15 protein-coding genes are annotated in these 19,844 nt (G+C 63.0%); 6 read left to right on the top strand and 9 right to left on the bottom strand.

Features of this window, described 5'->3' with window-relative positions:
- Nucleotides 1–427 precede the first annotated feature (427 nt).
- The 5 genes from WDU96_RS13545 to WDU96_RS13525 all read right to left on the bottom strand — a co-directional run bounded on the left by WDU96_RS13545 (nt 428) and on the right by WDU96_RS13525 (nt 6,399).
- On the bottom strand, nt 428–1,747 hold the full coding sequence (locus WDU96_RS13545; protein WP_337339058.1) for an MFS transporter: 1,320 nt from the start codon (nt 1,745–1,747) through the stop codon (nt 428–430).
- Nucleotides 1,748–1,760: 13 nt separating this feature from the next.
- Nucleotides 1,761–3,197: an FGGY-family carbohydrate kinase gene (locus WDU96_RS13540; RefSeq protein WP_337339057.1), complete on the bottom strand. Its 1,437-nt coding sequence runs from the start codon at nt 3,195–3,197 to the stop codon at nt 1,761–1,763.
- Between the two features lie 3 nt (nt 3,198–3,200).
- Nucleotides 3,201–3,989 (bottom strand): SDR family NAD(P)-dependent oxidoreductase, encoded by a 789-nt coding sequence (locus tag WDU96_RS13535; protein ID WP_337339056.1) that lies wholly within the window; start codon nt 3,987–3,989, stop codon nt 3,201–3,203.
- A 74-nt stretch (nt 3,990–4,063) separates the two neighbouring features.
- Nucleotides 4,064–5,536, bottom strand: coding sequence for an FAD-binding oxidoreductase (locus WDU96_RS13530; RefSeq protein ID WP_337339055.1), 1,473 nt, complete (start codon nt 5,534–5,536; stop codon nt 4,064–4,066).
- Between the two features lie 203 nt (nt 5,537–5,739).
- Nucleotides 5,740–6,399, bottom strand: a complete 660-nt coding sequence (locus tag WDU96_RS13525) for a glycerol-3-phosphate responsive antiterminator (protein ID WP_337339054.1) — start codon at nt 6,397–6,399, stop codon at nt 5,740–5,742.
- A 760-nt stretch (nt 6,400–7,159) separates the two neighbouring features.
- Here WDU96_RS13525 and WDU96_RS13520 point away from each other — a divergent pair.
- The 4 genes from WDU96_RS13520 to WDU96_RS13505 all read left to right on the top strand — a co-directional run bounded on the left by WDU96_RS13520 (nt 7,160) and on the right by WDU96_RS13505 (nt 12,717).
- A complete protein-coding gene (locus tag WDU96_RS13520) occupies nt 7,160–8,830 on the top strand; it encodes an HNH endonuclease signature motif containing protein (RefSeq protein ID WP_337339053.1) in 1,671 nt (556 codons plus the stop codon).
- A gap of 95 nt (nt 8,831–8,925) precedes the next feature.
- A complete protein-coding gene (locus tag WDU96_RS13515) occupies nt 8,926–10,236 on the top strand; it encodes a UDP-glucose dehydrogenase family protein (RefSeq protein WP_337339052.1) in 1,311 nt (436 codons plus the stop codon).
- A gap of 160 nt (nt 10,237–10,396) precedes the next feature.
- Nucleotides 10,397–10,741 carry a hypothetical protein gene (locus WDU96_RS13510; RefSeq protein ID WP_337339051.1) on the top strand — a complete coding sequence of 115 codons (345 nt, stop codon included), beginning with the start codon at nt 10,397–10,399 and terminating at the stop codon, nt 10,739–10,741.
- A gap of 188 nt (nt 10,742–10,929) precedes the next feature.
- On the top strand, nt 10,930–12,717 hold the full coding sequence (locus WDU96_RS13505) for a hypothetical protein (RefSeq protein ID WP_337339050.1): 1,788 nt from the start codon (nt 10,930–10,932) through the stop codon (nt 12,715–12,717).
- A 126-nt stretch (nt 12,718–12,843) separates the two neighbouring features.
- On the opposite strand, the gene WDU96_RS13500 is transcribed toward WDU96_RS13505, so the two are convergent.
- Complete coding sequence (locus tag WDU96_RS13500) at nt 12,844–13,209, bottom strand: response regulator transcription factor (protein WP_337339049.1); 366 nt, start codon at nt 13,207–13,209, stop codon at nt 12,844–12,846.
- A 91-nt stretch (nt 13,210–13,300) separates the two neighbouring features.
- Here WDU96_RS13500 and WDU96_RS13495 point away from each other — a divergent pair, with 91 nt between their 5' ends.
- Nucleotides 13,301–15,304, top strand: coding sequence for an ATP-binding protein (locus tag WDU96_RS13495; protein WP_337339048.1), 2,004 nt, complete (start codon nt 13,301–13,303; stop codon nt 15,302–15,304).
- Here the strand turns inward: WDU96_RS13495 and WDU96_RS13490 are convergent.
- The 3 genes from WDU96_RS13490 to WDU96_RS13480 are packed head-to-tail and all read right to left on the bottom strand — an operon-like array spanning nt 15,301 to nt 18,352.
- Nucleotides 15,301–15,681, bottom strand: a complete 381-nt coding sequence (locus tag WDU96_RS13490) for a hypothetical protein (protein ID WP_337339047.1) — start codon at nt 15,679–15,681, stop codon at nt 15,301–15,303. The genes WDU96_RS13495 and WDU96_RS13490 overlap by 4 nt on opposite strands.
- Nucleotides 15,678–16,538, bottom strand: a complete 861-nt coding sequence (locus tag WDU96_RS13485; protein WP_337339046.1) for an alpha/beta fold hydrolase — start codon at nt 16,536–16,538, stop codon at nt 15,678–15,680. The genes WDU96_RS13490 and WDU96_RS13485 overlap by 4 nt, the downstream gene beginning before the upstream one ends.
- Nucleotides 16,535–18,352, bottom strand: a complete 1,818-nt coding sequence (locus tag WDU96_RS13480; protein WP_337339045.1) for a thiamine pyrophosphate-requiring protein — start codon at nt 18,350–18,352, stop codon at nt 16,535–16,537. The genes WDU96_RS13485 and WDU96_RS13480 overlap by 4 nt, the downstream gene beginning before the upstream one ends.
- Before the next feature lie 150 nt (nt 18,353–18,502).
- On the opposite strand from WDU96_RS13480, the gene WDU96_RS13475 reads away from it, so the two are divergent.
- Nucleotides 18,503–19,786 carry an HNH endonuclease signature motif containing protein gene (locus WDU96_RS13475; RefSeq protein ID WP_337339044.1) on the top strand — a complete coding sequence of 428 codons (1,284 nt, stop codon included), beginning with the start codon at nt 18,503–18,505 and terminating at the stop codon, nt 19,784–19,786.
- The last annotated feature ends 58 nt before the right edge of the window (nt 19,787–19,844 follow it).

The raw sequence follows: 19,844 nt of genomic DNA, 5'->3' as shown, positions 1-19,844 counted from the left end.
GGGGTCGGCGAATCGCTGCGAATTGGCTAGGTGGGCGCTCTTAGGTGCGTTGCTTGCCCAGCCCACCGGCGCCGTACCCGTACCGTCACGATTTCCAACGGCACCGCCTCGGGGCAGAACACGACGTACGCGCAGACGTACCGCTGACCATAGTGCCGGTCGCGTGCGGCCTGGTCTTCATCGCGATCCGGCTCATCGCCCGACGAAGAAAATCTTGTCGCACAACGAGCTCGGCTTTAGAACCGGTACTCGTCACATCGGCTGCAGTTTCGGACGCCGGACAAATGCTATTGGGTTGTGATGGCGCGCGATTCTGTGCGAACTCTGTCTTGAGGTGAGCCGGAATACCCTGGTGCGCCAACGCTGGCGCGTGAAAGCCCCGCCCGGATCATTGAAAATCAGGACGGGGCCTCGGCGCAACGTGTAGCTACACCGTGGTGGTTGACGCGGTGGGAGTTCCCGCATTCTCAAGCGTCGCGCGGCGCTTCATCAACACCATGAAGTAACCGGCTGCGACGGCACCGACCAATCCGATGACAGCGGTGACGACGAAGTACACATTGTTCGCACCTGCGACATTGTCACCGAAGCTCGTGTAAATCGCGCTGCTGATCTGCGGCAAGAAGATGTCTGGCAGGTAGCCGAAGAACGAGATAATTCCGATCGCGATTCCCGTTACTGCTACCGGTACGCGGCACTCGTCAAGAATCGACCAGTACACACCGCGAATGACGTACATGACAAGACCTGCCGCGACGATCAGCACATAAATGACGCCGATCGGTGAGCTGCCCGGAAGCACGGCGAGCGCGATGAGCATTGCAGAAGTGAGCACCATCGAAATCATCAGAACGCGTGAGCGACCAAACCGATCGGCCAAGAAACCGCCGCCAAAGCCGCCGATCGGGCGCATCCACAACACGATCACTGTGACCACTCCGGCACCTACCTGCGTTACACCGTGATTGACGTTGAGGAAACCAGAGAAGTAGTAGTGGCCCCAAAACAGCGTGTAGCCGCAAAAGAGAATGACGATCATCACCCAAACCTCGCGGATCTTCACGATGCGGCGGATGCCAGCCCAGGTCGACTCAACGTCACCCTTGCTCTCGGCTTCAGCCTTGATCTCTTTGTCGCGCCCACCGGGCATAAGAAAGAAAAGACCGACGGCGATCACGATAATCGCGATGCAGTACATGTACACGACCGCTTGAAATCCAGCCTGAGTGCCAGCAAGGTCAACCACTCCAGGCCCCGCGACAACTGCGAAAATCGCGATCGCTGCACTGGCCAGAATGGCCTCGACCAGGCCTCGTCCGCCATCGAGTGCGCCGAAGTAGCGCCCCTCCTCATTGGTATCGGCGAGCAGGTTCACCGTTTTGAGAATGGCACTCCAAAAGGTGAAGACCGTCGCGATACCCCAAATCAGGTAGATGAAGATCAGCGACGACTTGTCGGGAATCTGTGCATACCAGAGGCCCGCTCCTGCCGTCATGAGCAGCGAAATGATGATCAAGAACTTGACCGGAAAGCGGTCGGCGAGCCAACCACTGGGAATGTAACCGACAACGAAAATGATGCCGATCATCGAATACAGATTGGCCAGTTCGGACTGGTTCATGCTGAAGACGGTCAGGATCGTCTCTTCGAAGTTCTGGCGAAGATAGACCAGCGGGTAAATCGACCCCGCGGCGAGAATGAGGAGGATTAGCTCGAAAATCTTCCTTGATTGGGCGAGCTTGGGCATGGGGTGGTGCTCCTTATTGTTCGGAAAGAATGTTGTACGTGCGTTCGAGAATGACGTCCGTCTGCGCAGAGATATCTGCATAGACTTCGCCGAGCTTGCTGTATAGGTGTGCACGGCTGGGGTCGGGTGTGAACCCGTCTGCCTGATGCACCATCCGTTGAGTCGCTACATCGAGATCGGGGTAGATTCCGCATGCCACGGCGACACAGATCGCCGCACCCAGCCCTGCTGCGTTGGGTACCGCGTTGCGCGCAACAGGAATGTTGAAGACATCAGCAAAAATTTGCATGCCCACATCGCTGTTTGACCCCCCGCCAGAGATGACGAGGTTCTCAATGCGGAAACCCAGCTCGGCCTCCATCGCGGCGACGTTCTGCTTCATGCGAAACGCGATGCCCTCAAGAATCGCGCGGTACATATGCGCATACCCGTGCCGCTCGTCAAAGCCGATGAACATGCCCTTCTTATGGGGCTGCGTTGGCGATGCCAGCCAGTCGAGCACGCACATGAGCCCGTCGCATCCCGCCGGCACCGTCGCCGCGAGCGTGTTGAGGTGCTCTTCACGCGACATGTCTGCCTCAGCTGCCGATTGTGTGATCTCGGCGCCCACCAGATTGCGCAGCCACGACACCGTCCACATCCCGCGCCGAATTCCCGCGCTTTCGTAGATGTAACGATTCCGTTCTGATGCGAAGTTGCTGAAGTAGTTCACGGAGTCGTTCGCGTACTCGACGCCCACGACCATGGCTGCGATGTAGGTTCCGAGCGACACCAGTCCCTGGCGCTGGTCGCGAAGACCAGCCCCCAGCGCCTCCGTCGCTTTGTCATTTGCTGTGTGCACGACCGGCAAACCACGCGGAATGCCGGTAGCCGCCGCGAATTGCTCGTTCACCCGTCCGCCAATATCCCCGGGCATCTGCAACTCGTACAACATCGCCCGAGGCACGTTGAAGGAGTCAAACGTCGCCGGATCGTCAAACCACTCCCACGTCTGCACGTCCATCGGCCACGGCCCGATGTAGTTGGCCGCCGTATCGGTGAGGCTTCCGGTGAGACGTCCCATCAAGTAACCCGAGGTCGTGGTCACATAGGCGACGTCGTCGTTCGTGTGCTCGTAGGGCTTAGATAACCGGTGGTCCATCCAGCTCTGCACTGGGGCCGCCAGCATCCCGTTTTCCCGAACCAGTGCGCGACAGCACCGGATCGTGCACAGACCCACCCCGACGATGTCTGCGGGGTCGCCTTCGAACATCGTCATTACACGCCTTGCGGCGGCAACGATCGTGTCATAGAGGTCGTCGTCGGGATGCTCAGCGACGCCTGGGCGCGGCGTATACATAGGCGCCAACGCCTCGCTTGCTTCGCACACGATCCGCCCGTCGGTGCCGAAGATAACAACCTTCGAGCTTTGCGAACCGCCATCGATGCCAATGATGTATTTGGTCGTCATCGCTCAGCGCACCAGGTATCCGCCGTCGACGCTCAGAATGTGACCGTTGACGTAGTCCGATGCGCGACTGGCCAAAAACGCTGTCGCTCCCATCAGGTCTTGCGTCTGACCCCAGCGGCCCGCCGGCACGTGGTCCATCACGCGCTGGTTGGTGTCGGGGTTTGCCCGCGTCTCGACGGTGAGAGCGGTGGCGTAATAGCCCGGGGCGATTCCGTTAACCTGAATGCCGAAGGGCGCCAACTCGTCGCAGTATGCCTTGGTGAGTCCGGCGATGCCGTGCTTCGTTGCCGCGTATGCCGGTGACCATTGACCACCCAAGAACGAAAACACCGAACAGATGTTGATGATCTTGCCGCTTCGCTGCGGCACCATGTGCTTTGCCACCTCGTGCGACATTTCGAACGCCGCCGTGAGGTTCAGCGCCACCATCGGGTCCCACTGCTCGCGCGTGAACTTGAGCACGTCGGGCTCATTGATGCCGCGACCGGCGCAGTTGATGAGAATGTCGACGCTGCCGAACTCTTTGATGCACGCGTCGACCACCTGCTTGGCGTTGCCTGCTTGCGTGATGTCAGAACGAATGTAGGCGTACCGCGAGCCCGCGGCTTCGACCAGTGCGCCCGTTGTTCTGTCGTCGGGGATGATGCTCGCGGCGAGCACGTTCGCGCCCATCTTGGCGAGTGCGAGGGTGAAGGCCTGGCCAAGCCCCGTATTGCCGCCCGTCACGATGGCATTCTTGCCAGCCAGCGAGAAGAAATCTGCGCCGAAGTCGGCGATATCTAGGTCATTCATGTGTGCCTGCTCTAAAGAGGTATGAGTGTGAGGGATACGGGTGCGGCGCCGTCGTGGCACCGCACCCTGGCTCGCTACTGTGCGAGCGGAAAGATAGTGCCGCGGTTCATAATGCCGTTCGGGTCAAACGCCTTCTTGAGCGTCTCGAGCATGTACAGCGACGAGCCGTACTCTTCGGCGAGAAAGTGCGTGCGGTGCTTGCCGACGCCGTGGTGGTGGCACATTGAACCGCCGAGCTTCAGCGTCTCTTCGACGATGATGTTCTGAATCGGGTCGTGGTAAGTCGTGCGCTCTTCGGTCGGGTCAACGTCGACCTTGTAGTAGTAGACGAAGTACATGTTGGTGCCGTTCAAGTAACTGTGGCTGGAGTGTCCTCCCAGCAACGAGAACTGCGCGGGAATCTCGGCCCGAATGCGCGCCAAGGCGTTCTCATAGATGTCACCGATGACGCTCCAGTTACCCGAGATCTCGGTCGTGAAGCCGTTGATCAGCGTCTCGCGAATTTCGACCCGCTCTTCTTCAAGCTTCGAGACATCCCAGTTGAGGTGGTTGAACCAGTCTTCAATGAGCTCACCGTCGACGCGATCCACGCCGGGGAACGAGGCGACAATTTCTTCGATCGCGTCGCCGGTCGCAACTGCGAGACGCTCGGGTCCCTCAGCAACGAAAATCAGTACGCAGCGTCCATCTGAGAAGTGCTTGAAGTGGTAAAGCCCATCCTCCTTGTCGTACAACCGTGCCACCGACGGGCGATAGCCCTGTGTGACAACCTGGCGAAGAATTTGCAGCCCGGTCTTCATGTCATCGAGCAGATAGCCGTAGAACTTGTTGTTCTGGGGGTAATAGCGAAAGATCTTCACCGTCACTTCGGTGATGTAGTTCAAGGCGCCCTCGTTGCCGAGAACGAGGTGACGAATGTCGGGGCCAGCAGCGCGGCGAGGCACATTCTTAATGCGGCAGATTTCGCCGTTTGCAAACACTGTCTCGACGCCCACCAGCATGTCTTCGATGCCACCGTAGAGCGTCGAGAACTGGCCGATCGAGCGCGTGGCGACGAGACCGCCGAACTGAGCCAAAGGCTTCGACTGCGGTGAGTGACCAGTGGTGTAGCCGATCTTGCGCAGCTCATCTTCGAGCGCTTCGAGGCCGACGCCACACTCGACAGTAGCGAGCATGTCTTCGGTGTTGATGTCGATGATCTTGTTCATTGTCGAGCCGTCAACCACGATCGAGTTCTCGACGACGGTTTCGAGCCCACCCTCCGTGGCACTGCCACCGGTCTTGGGCACGACATTGATGCCGTTATCGTTCGCGAAGGTCAGAATCTTCGCTACGTCTGCTGTGCTCGCGGGCTTCAAAACTGCCGCTGGCAGCGGCAGCGAGTAGACGCCGAAGATGTTCTCGACCTTGTAGTAACGGTCGACGCTGTTCTCTTTCAGAGTCTGTTCGTCAGTGATCACCCGGTCAGCGCCGAGCATGTCGGTGTACGCGGCGACGATCTCTTCGCGGGTGAGGTGAGCCGTGGCGATGGCTGTGGTGAGAGACAAGGAGCCTCATCCTTTCGTAGGGAGGTCAGCGGCGCCGACCTCGTCGTGGCACAAAAAAAGAACAGCGATCTCCTTAAGAAAGGAGGTCGCTGTTCTCTAGGTTCTAGCAACCGTTCCGAAATGAATCAGAAGGTATGTGAAGTTTTGAAAGAGGCTAGCACGGACCTCAAGCCGCGCCTAGAACTATTTTCCAGTTCGCTCGACTACATCTGCCACACGTCTCGATTCGACGAAGCGATAGCGATCGCTCCGGCACCTAGTGCCGCAAGAACATCTTGCTTGTCGCAGACTAGCCCGCCCGCGATCAGCGGTAGATCGGTGTCTTCACGCACCCACGAAAGCACTCGCGGCATACACCCGGGGAGAATCTCAACCGCATCCGCGCCCGACAAGCTGACTTGCTTCGGTACGTTCTTGTAGCTGAACGAGTCCACGAGAAACAAACGATGGATCCCAAGGAAGCCCACCGACTTCGCGTACTTCACCATCATCGCCTTCGAACTGAGAACTCCATCGGCTTGCGAGTTTTGTTTCAGAAAGTCGATCACGACCGGCCTATTTGAGAATCCGTCGACTAGATCGATGTCGACGAACACCGTGCGACCCGCGTCTTTGAGAGCCTTGACGATGTCGGCGATTGTCAGCACGGACCCAAAGAGTACAAACACGACCGGGCAGTGCACTTTCAAGATGGCCTGCATGTCGCTGTCATCTTTGATGCTCGCGATCACCGGGTGAAGCAAGAGGATCTCTTCGATTACCGGCGCGATTGTGGGGTCGGGCCGCTGGCGCGGCGCTGGACGTGCGTCGCTGGACGTCGAGTTGCGGCCTACATGGGGGCTTTCGCCACGCACAGCACTCACTTTCTGGCCTCTTTCTGGGTGTGATGGAGCGGTTCGCGCGATGGCGATGCACCCCGTCGCTTGAGCGTAACCCGGGTACGCGCGAACCAGAAGGTGGGGGCCGACGACTTGTTCGCGGAGCCAGCAACTATCACGAACTGCTCCAACAACGATGTGCCGTACAAACAGGTTGTGCAGTTGATTCTTAGACAGTTCACGAACTGTACTGCACAGCATCCAATACTCGAACATAGCGATCATCAGCGGGTTGAGTCAATTAGCCCATAGATCAGGTCTTAACTGGGATTCGCTGGTTTCCTCCGGACCATTCCTTGGGCACGCATCGACCCTGCTCAGTGTCGGAGGCCCTTTCCATCGTTCAAACGTTCCGATCGACCGCTCGATTCCCGCTCCAGGCGATAGTGGACGTGTTCCTGATGGGGTGGTCGAGTTGGCGGGCCGGCGAACGCCCTCAGCGGGGGTTACGACGAATGCGCCAGAGCGCGATCACGCTCAACAGCGCGGGAACACCCAGAAGCAGGGCGAGGGCAGAAAGGGTATCCATGAAGCGGGTCTGTTCGTTTATGTGGAGCTCGTCGAAAATGATGAAGCGAGCCTAAGCCCGCGAAATCGGCCGCAACCGCAACCTGCGCAGAGCCGCAGACAATCCTGAGCCTGCAAGCAAAAGCGGCGCAATTGCCCAGCATCCGCTCGTTTATAGTTTCTAACAGATGCCGATCTACCAACTGTCAATGTCGGAGGTATGCGCGACAATAGAAGCATGACCAACAACGACAGCGAGCTCGAGATTCGCGAGACCGCGATCTTGACCGAGCTGCTCGACACGGTCACCGAGTCGCGCCGATTGATTGCCCAGCACCAGGCCATCGAAGCCGCCGCACTCGCCCAGGCAGGCCACATCGGAGCCGCCCGCTCGGCGCGACTGTCTGCTCGCGCAACCCTCGAACGCGAAATGCCGATCCGCTCTATCGCCGCGGAGTTCGGCACCGCCATGCACGTCGCCGACCGCACGGCCCAAGCGCAGATCAACGACGCGATGAGTCTCGTCGATGACTACCCCGAAACCTTCACCGCCCTGCACGAGGGGCGCATCTCGCGCAGCCATGTCAACACGATCCTCAATGCGGGCGCACCCCTCGAAGGCGCCGAGGCACGAGCGCAGTTCGACCACGACGTAGTCAAGATCGCCGAAGTCGAGACCGCCGGGCGTCTGCGCCGCTTTGCCGATGCCCTCGCCGAGACAGCCCAACCACGCACCCTCAACGAACGCCACCTCGACGCCCGCGAAGAGCGCTCGGTGCGAGTGTTCGCGCTCCCCGATGGCATGGCCCAACTCGAGGCCCGCCTTCCAGGAATTCTCGCGCACGGAATTTTCGATCGCATCACGCAACAAGCACGCCTGATCAAGAATGTTCGGGATGCTGCGCCCTCCCCCGACGCCAATGCACCATCCGACACCTCGCCCACTGGCAGCGCGCTTGACGGCGCGACGGGCGCCGGGTCTTCGCCGAGTGGCTCCTCGCCGGATGGCTCTCTGCCCGATAGCGCTTTGACCGACGCCACCTTGCCAGACCGTGCCGCCGAGCGCGACGTGCGCACAATGGATCAGATTCGCGCAGACCTTCTCGCCGACATGCTGCTGACCTCTGTGCCCGCGGCTGAGCCCAACGAAGCGGATGGTGACGGCACGCTCGGCGCGATCCGTGCGGTCGTGCAGGTGACGGTTCCTGCCGCAACCCTCGCGGGCACGGCTAACATCCCGGCCGATCTCGCCGGGTTCGGCCCGGTCGATCCCGAGACGGCACGTACTCTTGCTGGCGGGGCCGCCGGGTGGGATCGCGTGTTCACCCACCCGATCACTCGCGAAGTGCTCACCGTCGACCGCTACCGCCCAAGCGATGCGCTCAAACGCCACTTGCGTGCCCGCGATCAGCACTGCCGCTTTCCCGGTTGTCGCACCGCGGCCGTGCGATGCGACATCGATCACACCATCGATGCGGCCCTCGGCGGAGCAACCGAAGCGCGAAACCTCGCTCACCTGTGTCGGAGGCATCACACCCTGAAACACGCCACACCCTGGCGGGTGGTGCAGCATGCCGGCGGAGTTCTCGAATGGACCTCACCCGCCGGCCGCATCTACACCGACAAACCACCCGGAGTGATGTTCTCACCATCACCCCCAGACGACCGCGTTCACCCCGACGACCGTTCGGGCAAGTCGTCGCGGTTCACCGATGTGCTGGACCATCCGCTCGACACCAATGCCCCACACGACGATGCACCCGACCGCCCACTCAACGCTGACGCCCCACTCGACGCAAACGCACCGCTCGACACTGACACTGACACCATCGCACCGACTCAGTTCGAGGGCTGGTCCATCGTCTCCGACCCCGACGACGAACCCCCGTGGCTGCGTTCGGCCGGTTGAATTCGGTGCCGACCACTCGTGTGCAAATCAACCTGGTATATAGCGAATACGATTGATGCCACACGACTTGCCCCTCCCCTTAGTTTTGGAGCTTCATGCGTCTTTCGGTTATCGGCTGCGGATACCTCGGAGCCGTTCACGCGGCAGCGATGGCATCGATCGGTCACGAGGTTGTCGGTATTGACGTTGACGAGCGCAAGGTCGCTTCACTGTCCAAGGGTGTCGCGCCGTTCTTCGAGCCCGGACTGCAGGAGATCCTCACCGCCGGCATCGAGTCAGGTCGCCTCACATTCACGACCGACATGGCTGCAGCATCCGGCGCCAAAGTGCACTTCATCGGCGTCGGCACCCCGCAGCAGAAAGACGGCTACGCGGCCGACATGACCTACGTCAACGCCGCCGTCGACGGCCTCGTGCCCTACCTCTCTGAAGGCGACATCGTCGCCGGCAAGTCGACCGTGCCCGTCGGCACCGCCGCAAGCCTCACCCCACGCGTCGAAGCCACCGGCGCCACCCTCGTGTGGAACCCCGAATTCCTACGCGAAGGCTGGGCCGTGCAAGACACCATCGACCCCGACCGCCTCGTCGTCGGCGTGCCCGCAACCGACGCCGGCACCACCGCCACCGACGTGCTGCGCCAGGTCTACCACCCCGCCGTCGCCAAGGGCACCCCCTTCATCGTCACCGACCTCGCCACCGCCGAACTGGTCAAAGTCTCGGCCAACGCGTTCCTCGCCACCAAAATCTCGTTCATCAACGCCATGGCCGAAATCGCCGAGGTCACCGGAGCCGACGTCACCCAACTCGCCGACGCCATCGGCCACGACGCCCGCATCGGCCGCCGCTTCCTCGGCGCCGGCATCGGCTTCGGCGGCGGCTGCCTGCCCAAAGACATCCGCGCCTTCGCCGCCCGCGCCGAAGAACTCGGCCGCGGCGAATCCGTCGGCTTCCTCCGCGAAGTCGACGCCATCAACCTGCGCCGCCGCGAACGCGCCGTCGAACTCGCCGTCACCGCCGCTGGCGGCACCGTCTACGACAAGAAGATCACCGTGCTCGGCGCAGCGTTCAAACCCCACAGCGACGACATCCGCGACTCGCCCGCCCTCGACGTCGCCGTGCGCCTGCACGGCCTCGGCGCCAAGGTCACCGTCACCGACCCCGCCGCGATCGAAAACGCCTCCCGCGTGCACCCCCAACTCACCTACGTCGAAGGACGCGACAACGCCCTACAGGGCGCCGAAGTCGTCATCGTCGTCACCGAGTGGGACGAATACCGCCGCGAACTCACCCCCGCCCACGTCGGCGAACTCGTCGCCAACAAAGTCATCGTCGACGGCCGCAACTGCCTCGACGCCGCCGCCTACCGCGACGCCGGCTTCACCTACTACGGCATGGGCCGCCCCTAACCTGCACCACCAATCCGCGCGGTGCACACAGCGGCACCGCGCTACTGAATCAACCGGGTGAAAACCTCACCCGGTTGATTTCGGCAAGTCGCGTAATGAATCACTTGGTTCGACGTCTCTTCAGTAGACCCCTCAAGACGTCACCAAGGAATCCCGCCACATGCTGAACAATTTCGAACTGCTCTCCCTGATGCACGTCACCGCTTCAGGCATCGCTACCGTCGGACTCTGCCTTGCCCTCGTGGCCGCAGTGGGCGTGTTCATCGCACTGGCCGCCGACCGCCCCGACAAGCTCGTCGGCCCCACCGGACTGCTCATTCTCGCCGTGCTCGGCGCAACCGTCGGCGGCGCCGCCCAAGAGTGGTGGCAGCTGATCACCGCCGTTGTCGCCGGAGGCACCGCCATCGTCGCCGGACTGATCGTCGCCCGCCTGCTCCGCACACGCCAGCAGCCCGACGCACCCCAGACGTCCATCGACCGCATCCCCCTCGCCTCCTGGCAGTAAGCGGGAGTGCCACCCCGGCCTGTGGTCGTTGATGGGATTCATAGGATGCTGACGCCCAACTGTCACCTCACAGATTGCGGCCGCCGCTCACATGATCGATAGCCTGAAACGAACGCTCGACAACGGCGCATTCCCGGCGCTGACGCCGACACCATCGATGATCGCTGGCCGACGAACCTGGGGTTCTTATGCAGACCACGACACTCTCTAGGCGCACGCGCGCCGTCGCCGTCGCGGCAGCTGCCGTATTGCTGCTCGCCGGCTGCACTGTTGCCGCTCCAAAGGCCGAAAGCGCCCCCGAACCGACCGACACCGGCTCCGCGGCGACAGCGACGGCTGCACCCGTGCCGAGTGACGACGACACCACGCAGGCCGACGGCGCTGAGAGCGATGAAACCGACGATGCCACCGATGACGCATCGACCTCTCCCGAGGCTGCTCCTGCGCCGTACAGCGCCCCTTACAGTGCTCCGTATGCGGCGCCGTACGCTGCGCCGGGCGCGGTGCCGGGCGAGGCCTCGGGCGACACTGGTGCCGGCACTGCTACGGGTGGCGGCGGTACTTCGAGCGGCAGTAGTAGTGGAAGCGGTTCGTCGAGTGGCAGTGGGGGCTCCGGTGCTACGGGTGGTTCCGGTAACGATAGTGATGTCGACCCTGAGCTTGCGATCTCGCACGACGACTCGGTGTACCTCAACTCGAGCGTCGGCACCCTTACTTTCGACTACGAGAGCTACTCGGTCGGCAGCGGCGACTCGTTCGACTGGCAGGGCACCTCGTGGAACAACTCAGATCAACTGCAGTTCGACGTGAGTGCCACCCACGACAGCTCAACCACTCCGGCCACATACTTCTCGACGAACACGAACCAGAAGACGGTGCACACGCTGTCGTCTGACGGCGACGAACCAGACGAGCTGCACTACGCGTTCTGCGGCGACCTTAACTTCACCGCCTTCGGTGCCGCCAGCACCTCCACCTGTTTCGGTCAGGGCGAATGGGGCATCGACAACAACTGGTGGGTCGGCGGCAGCGACTACCAGACCCACGACGGCGAGATCTGCTACATCAACCCCAACGAGGTCGGCGCCATGGGCGCGAGTGCGGTGGCGTGCATCAATCCCGACATTTCGTCAGACACGTTCGCGGTCGACTCGGGCGGCACACACTCGAACTTTCTCTCGTTCTACAGCTTCGAGCAGCTCACCGTCGTCAACACCGAACTGCAGACCGCGCTCGACAGCGTGGTCGAAAAGCTCAACTCAGCCGGTGTGCTCACCAACGCACAGACCACGGCGATCACTCACGCAATCGACGCGAAGGTTCCTGCCGGCGTGCCGCTCGTGCTCAACTCGCCGTCGTCATGGGAGTTCGGCTGCGCCGACTCGTGCACCGACACCGACGACTACTCGATCACTTCTGGTCAGCTGTGGGCGGGCCTTCACTCCACCACCGACTACGACGGACTGCTGTGGAACGCGGGTCTCGACAACCTGGCGATGAACAACATGAGCATCAACGCGACCGCTGGCCGCAATGCCTCGTCTGACGTCGCCGACTGGTTCACCGGCGAAATCGCAAGCGGCGCCATGATCGGTGCGGGCACGCAGAACGGCACCGCCAGCCCGTCTGAACTGAACTTCGCGGTGTGCGGCGACCTCACCCCACAGGGCGGCAGCTTCAACAACGACCCCATCACAACGTGCATCGGTCAGGGCCACAACGCTGATGACTTCGATGCGAACAACTGGTGGATCGGCGGCCCCAGCTGGCAGGCAACCACTCCCGTCGCACTCGACAAGATCATCGACGCTATTCCCAACACCTTCGTCCGCGACTTTCTCGAGGTCATCGCTGACGACACCGAGGCGCGCATACTCATCGACGTCGACCGGCTGACCGCCCTGATCACGCTGAGCGGCAACGCCGTCACCGGCGACGCAGTCGACGGAGCCGTGTTCGTCGTAGGACTGGGCTAGTCATGGGACCGGGCTAGTCATGGGACCGGGCCAACTGTGCGGCTGGGATAGTCGTGGGACTGGGCTAGTCGTTCGACCGCGTCAATTGTGCGGCTGGGCGAGGTGAGGCCGGTGCTAACTGTGCGATCAGGCAGCGATGAGCGAATCGACGCGGGCGGCGAGCGCACGCGGCGAGAACGGCTTCGTGAAGTAATCGTCAGCGCCAGCATCCATCGCCCGTTGACGATCGATGTCTTCAGAACGCGCGGTCAGCATGAGAATCTTCGTCTGCGCGTACCGCTCTGTTGCGCGCAATTCGAGGCACACTTCGAGCCCGTTCTTTCGCGGCATCATCCAATCGAGAATGATCAGATCTGGCAGCCGTTCAGCGGCGGCTTGCAACCCGAACTCACCGTCAACGGCCACGTGAACATCGTGACCTGAGAGTGAGAGCTTCATCTGGATGAGCCCGGCGACATCGGGGTCATCCTCCACGACGAGAATAGCGGCCATGGAGGTCCTTCCTCGGGGAGAGTGGGTAGCGTAATCATACGACCTTGCGCCCGTTTTGCGACAGTAGCCACTCCCGCACTACGGTCGCATCATGCAACCGCTCTTGCCATCGCAACGGCTTGATGGTGGCGAGGGCCCCGGTTGGGTCACCTCTTGGTGGATCTGGGTGGGCGCCGCGCTCACCGTTTTCGGGCTCGCTACCCTGGGCGTTTATCTGCGCCCCGAGGGCACCAACATCGCGGTGTGGTGGCCCGCCGCCGGCTTCTCGGCAGCGTTCGTGCTCGCCAATCCGCGCCACCGTCGTTGGGGTGCAATCACCCTCATATTCGTGTCGACGGTACTCGCCAATATGGTCGGCGGCCGCGACATCGACATCTCTCTCGTCTTCGGCATCGGCAACGCCGCCGAAGCCGGAATGTTCGTATATATCCTCGAACTAGGGCGCCGGCGGTTCGTGCTGCGCACGGTCTCAGATGCACTGCGATTCATCATCGCTGCTGTTGTCGGCGGCTGCGTGATCGGAGTGCTCGCGGGCCTCGCCATCATGACGTTCGACGGCGGATCATTCGTCACCAGCGGACTCCATGCAGCGATGTCGCACTCGGCGGCGATCATGATGATCGCCCCGTTCGCCGTGCTCCCCCCTCTCACCAGCGAGAGAGCTCCATGGGGCGAAGTGGCGCTGCAATCAGTGCTGCTGTTGCTGTCGCTCGTGATTGTTTTCGGCGTCGAGAATCAGCTGCCCCTCGCCTTCGTTCCACTCGCCTTTCTTTCGTGGGCGGCATTCCGCTTTCCTGCAAGCATCGCGATCGCAGAGGTGCTGACCACGTCGATCATCGTCATCTTGGTCAGTGTGGCCGGCTTCGGTCCCTTCGTCGACGACTCGTTGCATCCCGACGAGCAGGCGGCTGTCATCGTGACGTTCTTGCTCGTGCTGGCCGCGTTCACCCTGTTGTTGGCGGGCGGGCGCACCGAGGTGATTCTCGCCGGCCGCGCGGCCCAGAACGCCTCGCAGTTGCTGTCGTCGGGCTTCGTCGACTCGCAGGTAGCCCTGGTGCTCGCCGACGTGGTCGACGACGAGTGGGTCGTGCGCTGGACGAACCGCGCTGCCGCCGCGGTGCTCGCCGACGAGGTGAGTGCCGACAGCCGCTGGCAGGGCGAGCTGGCCGACCAGGCGAAGGCAGCGCTCGAGTGCGGCGACGTGGTGTCGTTTCAACGCATTGCGGGCCGTGAGACGATCAACGTCGTCGCCAACGCGGTCGATGGTGACGGCAGCCGCATCGCGGTGCAGATCGTTGACGTCAGCGAAGCCGTGCGGGCAGCCGATGAACAGCTCGCCGCCGAGCGCGAGCGAAGCGCCGTGCTCGCGGCGAAGATCGAGCTCGAACGCCAGCGCGAAGACTTCGTCGCGACCACCAGCCACGAGCTGCGCACCCCCATCGTGAGTGTCGCCGGCTACACCGAGATGCTGCAAGATTCCACCGAGCTGCGCGGCACCGAGCGCGAGTGGGTCGACATCATCGCCCGCAACGCCGACCGTCTTATCGAGCTCGTCGAGGGCCTGTTGTCACTGAGCCGTGCTGCGCAGGCGCCCTATGAGAGGGGCATCAGCGAGCAGGTGCAGATCGCTGAAATCGTTCAAGACGTCGTGCGCATTCAGTCACCATTCGCCGCGAACCGCGGCGTGGCACTGCAGGTCGGTGCCCTCGACGGCAGCGTGACGAGCGTGCGCAGCGACCTTGCTCGTGCGATCGGCAACCTGGTGTCGAACGGCATCAAGTTCACGCCCGATGGCGGCCAGGTCACCATCGAATCCTTCGTCACAGATGCCGCGACCGTGATCAAGGTCACCGACACCGGGTCGGGCATTCCCGCAGAAGCGCTGGCGCACGTGTTCGAGCGGTTCTATCGCGCACCCGACGCTGAGCGCAACAACACCCCCGGCACCGGCTTGGGTCTCGCGATCACGGCAGAACTCGTGCACCGCAATGGCGGCACGGTCTCGCTCGAATCACCCGAAGAGCGCGGCACCATCGCGACGGTGCGGTTTCCGATTCGAACGCCCACCACCACGATCGACGTGATCGGCGCTTAAGCCCACCAGCCGAACACCAGGCTCACCGGTGCGAGCACGGCGAACGCGCCGAGCGCGGTGCCAACAATGGGCAGCGTCTTCGAGACGCCGGGGCGTGCTTTCACCAGGGCGATGATGCCGAGAATCAGCGCCACGAACCCGAGCAGCCCAACAACGGGCAGCACGACGATCAGCAGCCACAGCACCGGGTTCATTCCCGGAATCAGCGAGATCAATACCAGCAGCACAGCGGGCAAGAGCGCAACCGCGGCGACGATCACCGCGGCCAGCCCGAGCGCTGAGCGCCCTCGCGTAGCGGGCTGAGATGCGGCGGTCTGCTCGGTGAACGCGGCGTCGTTCGCAGAAGGCGGTGTGGATCCGGGCGCAGAAGTGGTCATGCGGTGAGCGTAGCGGAGCGCGCCTTTCGGCGGCGTCCCCGCAGAGAACGCGGCACGTCTCCGTGTTGCGGTGCGACGTGCGCAAGAATCTTGCGCCAGTGCGTCGCGATCGCAAGCCCCGCACCCTCGGCTCGCACCGTGCGGCCGTCGAGCAGCCGTTGACGAAACCAGCGCCCATCGATGTCGGTGCTCACCTCGGGGTGATCCTCGCCATACACGAGCAGGGTCTCGGCGCGAACGCGGTCGAGCCGAGCCAGCCAGTCACGCTGGTCGAATGCGAGCTGATCACCACGAACGCCGGCATCGCCCTGCCGCGCGGCGAGTGTCAGCATCCGCTCAACACGACTGCTCGCCGCTGTCCAACTGGGCTCACTCTCTGAGATTCCCAACATCGACGGCGTGAACGGTTCATCGGCCGACACTTCGTCAGGAAAATGCTCGGGAGCGGGCGTATCAACCAGCACCGCCCGATCGATAAGCTCAGGATGCTGCGCCGCCAGCGCGAGCGCCACGAGACCGCCGGCGCCCCATCCCACCACTCCGATGGAGCCGTAATCAACGCCTTCGAGCATCGCTGCCTGGCGCTCGACGCCGTGCAGATAGCTCGAGATATCGTCGGCGTGACGGGCAAACGAGGCATCGGCATCGCGACGCCACGGGTCGCTCGCGCCATACCCCGGCCGCTCGGGCGCGATCACGCGCACTCCCCACTGCGTAGTGATGAGCGGATCGGGGTCGAACTCGCTCGCGCCGGGCGAGGGGTGACACAGCAGCACCAGTCGCCGAGCGACGGGGTCACCGAGATCTGACATTCCCAGGCTGCGGCCGTCGCGCAGCGTGACCTGTCGCGCCGTCATCGGTCGCCAATATGCAGTGCGCCTTTGACCCGCTCCGCCGTCTGGGTGGCGAGCGCTTCGGCCGAATCGCGAATCACGTTCACCGCCGACGGGTCGCCCTTGAGCAGCGCCATGCCGGTGTTCTTCGCGAACTCCGCGGTGATGTGGGGCGGCAGCGGCGGAACGTTCTTGCTGACATACGCGTCGATGAGCGTCACGCCGCGGTGCGCGAGAGCCGCTTCCATCGCGGGCGCGGCCTCATCGTCGCTCTTCACCCGAATGCCCTGAAACCCGACCAGTTCGGCCCACCCGGCATAGTCGACCGACTCGACGTTCTGCGAGCCCTCCCACAGCGGGTTGGCGTCTTCGGTGCGCATCTCCCACGACACCTGCGCAAGGTCGTCATTGTGCAACACGACGATGATCAGCTGCGGCGATTGCCACTGGTGCATGTACTTCTTGATCGTGATCAGTTCGTTCATGCCGAGCATCTGAAAGGCGCCGTCGCCGATCGTGCACACCACGGTGCGGTCAGAGTAGGCGAACTTCGCGGCGAGCGCGTACGGCATCGCCGCCATCATCGTGGCGAGGCGGCCCGACAGATCTCCGCGCATGCCCTCGCGCAGCCGAATGTGGTGGCCATACCAATCGGCCGAGGTGCCCGCGTCGGCCGTGACGATGGCGCCGTGCGGCAGGCGCTCGTTGAGTTCGTAGAACACTCGGCGTGGGTTCACCCCGTCGGAGTAGTCCACCATCGCCTGCGCCTGCATCTCGCGCTCCCAGCCGACCATCTCTTCGGCGACCTTCTCTTGCCATGACAGGTCGGTCTTCTCGGTGAGCTGCGGAATCACGGCGCGCAGGGTCGAGGCGACATCACCCCAGAGGTTGAGTTCGGTGGGGTACCGCGTGCCCAGGTGCTCGGGACGCAGATCGACCTGCACCGCGCGCGCCTGGCCGGTCTCGGGCATGAACTCGCCGTAGGGGTAGTTGGTGCCGAGCATCACGAGCGTGTCGCAGCGCTGCATCTGATGCAGACTCGGCAGCGAACCCAGCAGCCCGAGTTGCTGCGTGTGATGGGCAACGTCAGAGCTGATCACGTCTTTGCCGCGAAGCGCGGTGATGATGCCGGCACCCGCCAGTCGGGCGGCCTCGAGCACCTCGGCGGTGGCGCCCTGCGCGCCCGCGCCCACGAAGAACGTCACACGCTCACCCTCGTTGATGATCTTCGCCATGCGTGCGATCTCGTCTGCCGGTGGGGTGATCTCGATAGACGCGGGCTTCGCGCTCGAGCGCGAGACCCAGTGCTCAGGTTGCGGAGCCTCAGCGTCAAGCGCCTGCACGTCGTGGGGCAGCACGATGACCGTGGGCTGGCGCCGCGCGATCGCGGTGCGAAACGCGGTGTCGACGACGACCTGCGCCTGTTGCGGAGTGGTCACCGTCTGCACGTAGGCGGCAACGTCGGCGAACACCCGCTCGAGGTTGTTCTCTTGCAGTGTGGCAGTGCCGGCAGAGGCGAGACCCTGCTGGCCGACGATGGCGACGACGGGCTGGTTGTCCATCTGCGCGTCATAGAGACCGTTCATCAGGTGGAATGCCCCGGGGCTCGAGGTGGCGATGCAAACGCCCACCTCTCCGGTGAACTTCGCATGCGCGGTGGCCATGAGTGAGCAGAGCTCTTCATGCGTGGGGCGGATGTATTCCAGCCCCTCGCCGGCTTTCTCGGCGCGCCCGAGGGCCCCGTCGAACTCTCCGATGCCGTCACCGGGGTAACCGAAGACCCGCGAGACACCCCATTCCTGCACTCGATCGATGATGAAGTCGCTGACTGTAGGCATGCCTCTAGTCAAGGCCGATGGCGAGCCGATTCCAAGCCACTTGACAGCGCTTGGGGGTGCGCTATCCTCCCCAACTCGGCTTCTCGCGCCCGTGTCCACAGCGACCACCCAACGAGACCGAGTGTCGTAGGTATGTTCTAGTCTTTAGCTATGTCGATCGACAGTTCGAGCCCCACTCCCGAAGACGCCGAGCGCGCCGCGGATGGCATCGACGACGTGGTCGGCTTCGCCCCGCAGATCACGCAGATCGCGGCAGCTCAGCTCGAAGCTCTCGTCACAGTGCATCAGGTTTCATTGGCGGATGCTGCGCGGCACGGCCGCGAACTCACCGACGTCGTCGAGCGTGGCATTCGGCTTGAACTCGCTGCCGCATTGCGCGTCACCGAAACGGCAGCCAGCAACCTGTTGCATCTCGCCGATGCGGTCGTGGTTCGTTACCCGACGGTGCTCGATTCGATGCGCGCAGCGCGCATGACGCAGCAGCACGCCGAGATTCTGGTTGACGCCGTCGACAAGGCAGAGCCCGAGTTGCGCGATGATCTGCTGCCGCGGGCGATCACCCTCGCCGAGGCCGAGCCGGTCGGAACGTTTCGCCGCAAGGTGAACCGGCTGGTTGAGGTTGCGCGGTCGGTGACGCTGCCGCAGCGGCACGAAGAAGCCCTTGAGCAACGGCGTGCGTACGTGTCGCCGGGCGATGACGGCATGGCCTGGCTAGCGATCCTGGCTCCTGCCGTTGAGGTTCACGCCGCGTACGGGCGCGCAACCGCGATGGCCAAGGCGATGCTCGAGGTCGACGGCGAACACCGCACCCTTGATCAGCTGCGGTCCGACGTGTTGTGCGACCTGCTCATTGACGGTGAGGTCGCTGATGGCTCACCGGTCACGCGGGGCATTCGAGCGAACGTCACGGTGACGGTGCCCGCGCTCGCGTTGCTGGTCGACGACGAAGACGCTCGCGCAGCCGCCGGGCTCGCACCGGCCGAGGTCGAGGGCATCGGGCCTATCCCACTCGATCGGGCGAAGCAGCTGTGCGGTGGAGACAGCGGGTGGATGCGGGTGCTCACCCACCCAGAGACCGGAATGGTTCTCTCGGTCGGGCGAGACCAATACCGACCACCCGCTTCGTTGAGGCGGTTGGTCAGGTGGCGAGCCGACAGATGCATGGCACCGGGATGCGGACTCACCGCCGTCAGATGCGAAATCGACCATACGGTCGCATGGGAAGACGGCGGCGGCACCTCACTCGACAACCTGAGTCCGATCTGCCGAGGGCATCATCGCGTCAAGCATCACGGCGGCTGGACGGTCACCCAGATCGCCGACAGTGGCGGCGCACTGCAATGGACTTCGCCCACCGGGCGGCAGTATGACGTCTACCCCGAGCGCCGCGTGGTGGCGTTCCGCCCGAGCGACGAAGGCACCGCACCGTTCTAGCGGGCGCAGGGTCGTCGGGGGTGAGTCGTCGGGGTGCGTCGTTTGGGGTGGGTCGTTC

Source organism: Microbacterium marmarense (assembly GCF_037204165.1).
Lineage (GTDB): Bacteria > Actinomycetota > Actinomycetes > Actinomycetales > Microbacteriaceae > Microbacterium > Microbacterium marmarense.
Note: the sequence above shows the minus strand (reverse complement) of the source record. Positions and strands in the feature narration are given on the sequence as shown.

What these genes read in the sequence shown, in the direction of transcription:
- WDU96_RS13545 (WP_337339058.1), bottom strand. Translation starts at nt 1,747, where the DNA reads ATGCCCAAGCTCGCCCAATCAAGGAAGATTTTCGAGCTAATCCTCCTC.
- WDU96_RS13540 (WP_337339057.1), bottom strand. Translation starts at nt 3,197, where the DNA reads ATGACGACCAAATACATCATTGGCATCGATGGCGGTTCGCAAAGCTCG.
- WDU96_RS13535 (WP_337339056.1), bottom strand. Translation starts at nt 3,989, where the DNA reads ATGAATGACCTAGATATCGCCGACTTCGGCGCAGATTTCTTCTCGCTG.
- WDU96_RS13520 (WP_337339053.1), top strand. Translation starts at nt 7,160, where the DNA reads ATGACCAACAACGACAGCGAGCTCGAGATTCGCGAGACCGCGATCTTG.
- WDU96_RS13515 (WP_337339052.1), top strand. Translation starts at nt 8,926, where the DNA reads ATGCGTCTTTCGGTTATCGGCTGCGGATACCTCGGAGCCGTTCACGCG.
- WDU96_RS13510 (WP_337339051.1), top strand. Translation starts at nt 10,397, where the DNA reads ATGCTGAACAATTTCGAACTGCTCTCCCTGATGCACGTCACCGCTTCA.
- WDU96_RS13505 (WP_337339050.1), top strand. Translation starts at nt 10,930, where the DNA reads ATGCAGACCACGACACTCTCTAGGCGCACGCGCGCCGTCGCCGTCGCG.
- WDU96_RS13500 (WP_337339049.1), bottom strand. Translation starts at nt 13,209, where the DNA reads ATGGCCGCTATTCTCGTCGTGGAGGATGACCCCGATGTCGCCGGGCTC.
- WDU96_RS13495 (WP_337339048.1), top strand. Translation starts at nt 13,301, where the DNA reads ATGCAACCGCTCTTGCCATCGCAACGGCTTGATGGTGGCGAGGGCCCC.
- WDU96_RS13490 (WP_337339047.1), bottom strand. Translation starts at nt 15,681, where the DNA reads ATGACCACTTCTGCGCCCGGATCCACACCGCCTTCTGCGAACGACGCC.
- WDU96_RS13485 (WP_337339046.1), bottom strand. Translation starts at nt 16,538, where the DNA reads ATGACGGCGCGACAGGTCACGCTGCGCGACGGCCGCAGCCTGGGAATG.
- WDU96_RS13480 (WP_337339045.1), bottom strand. Translation starts at nt 18,352, where the DNA reads ATGCCTACAGTCAGCGACTTCATCATCGATCGAGTGCAGGAATGGGGT.
- WDU96_RS13475 (WP_337339044.1), top strand. Translation starts at nt 18,503, where the DNA reads ATGTCGATCGACAGTTCGAGCCCCACTCCCGAAGACGCCGAGCGCGCC.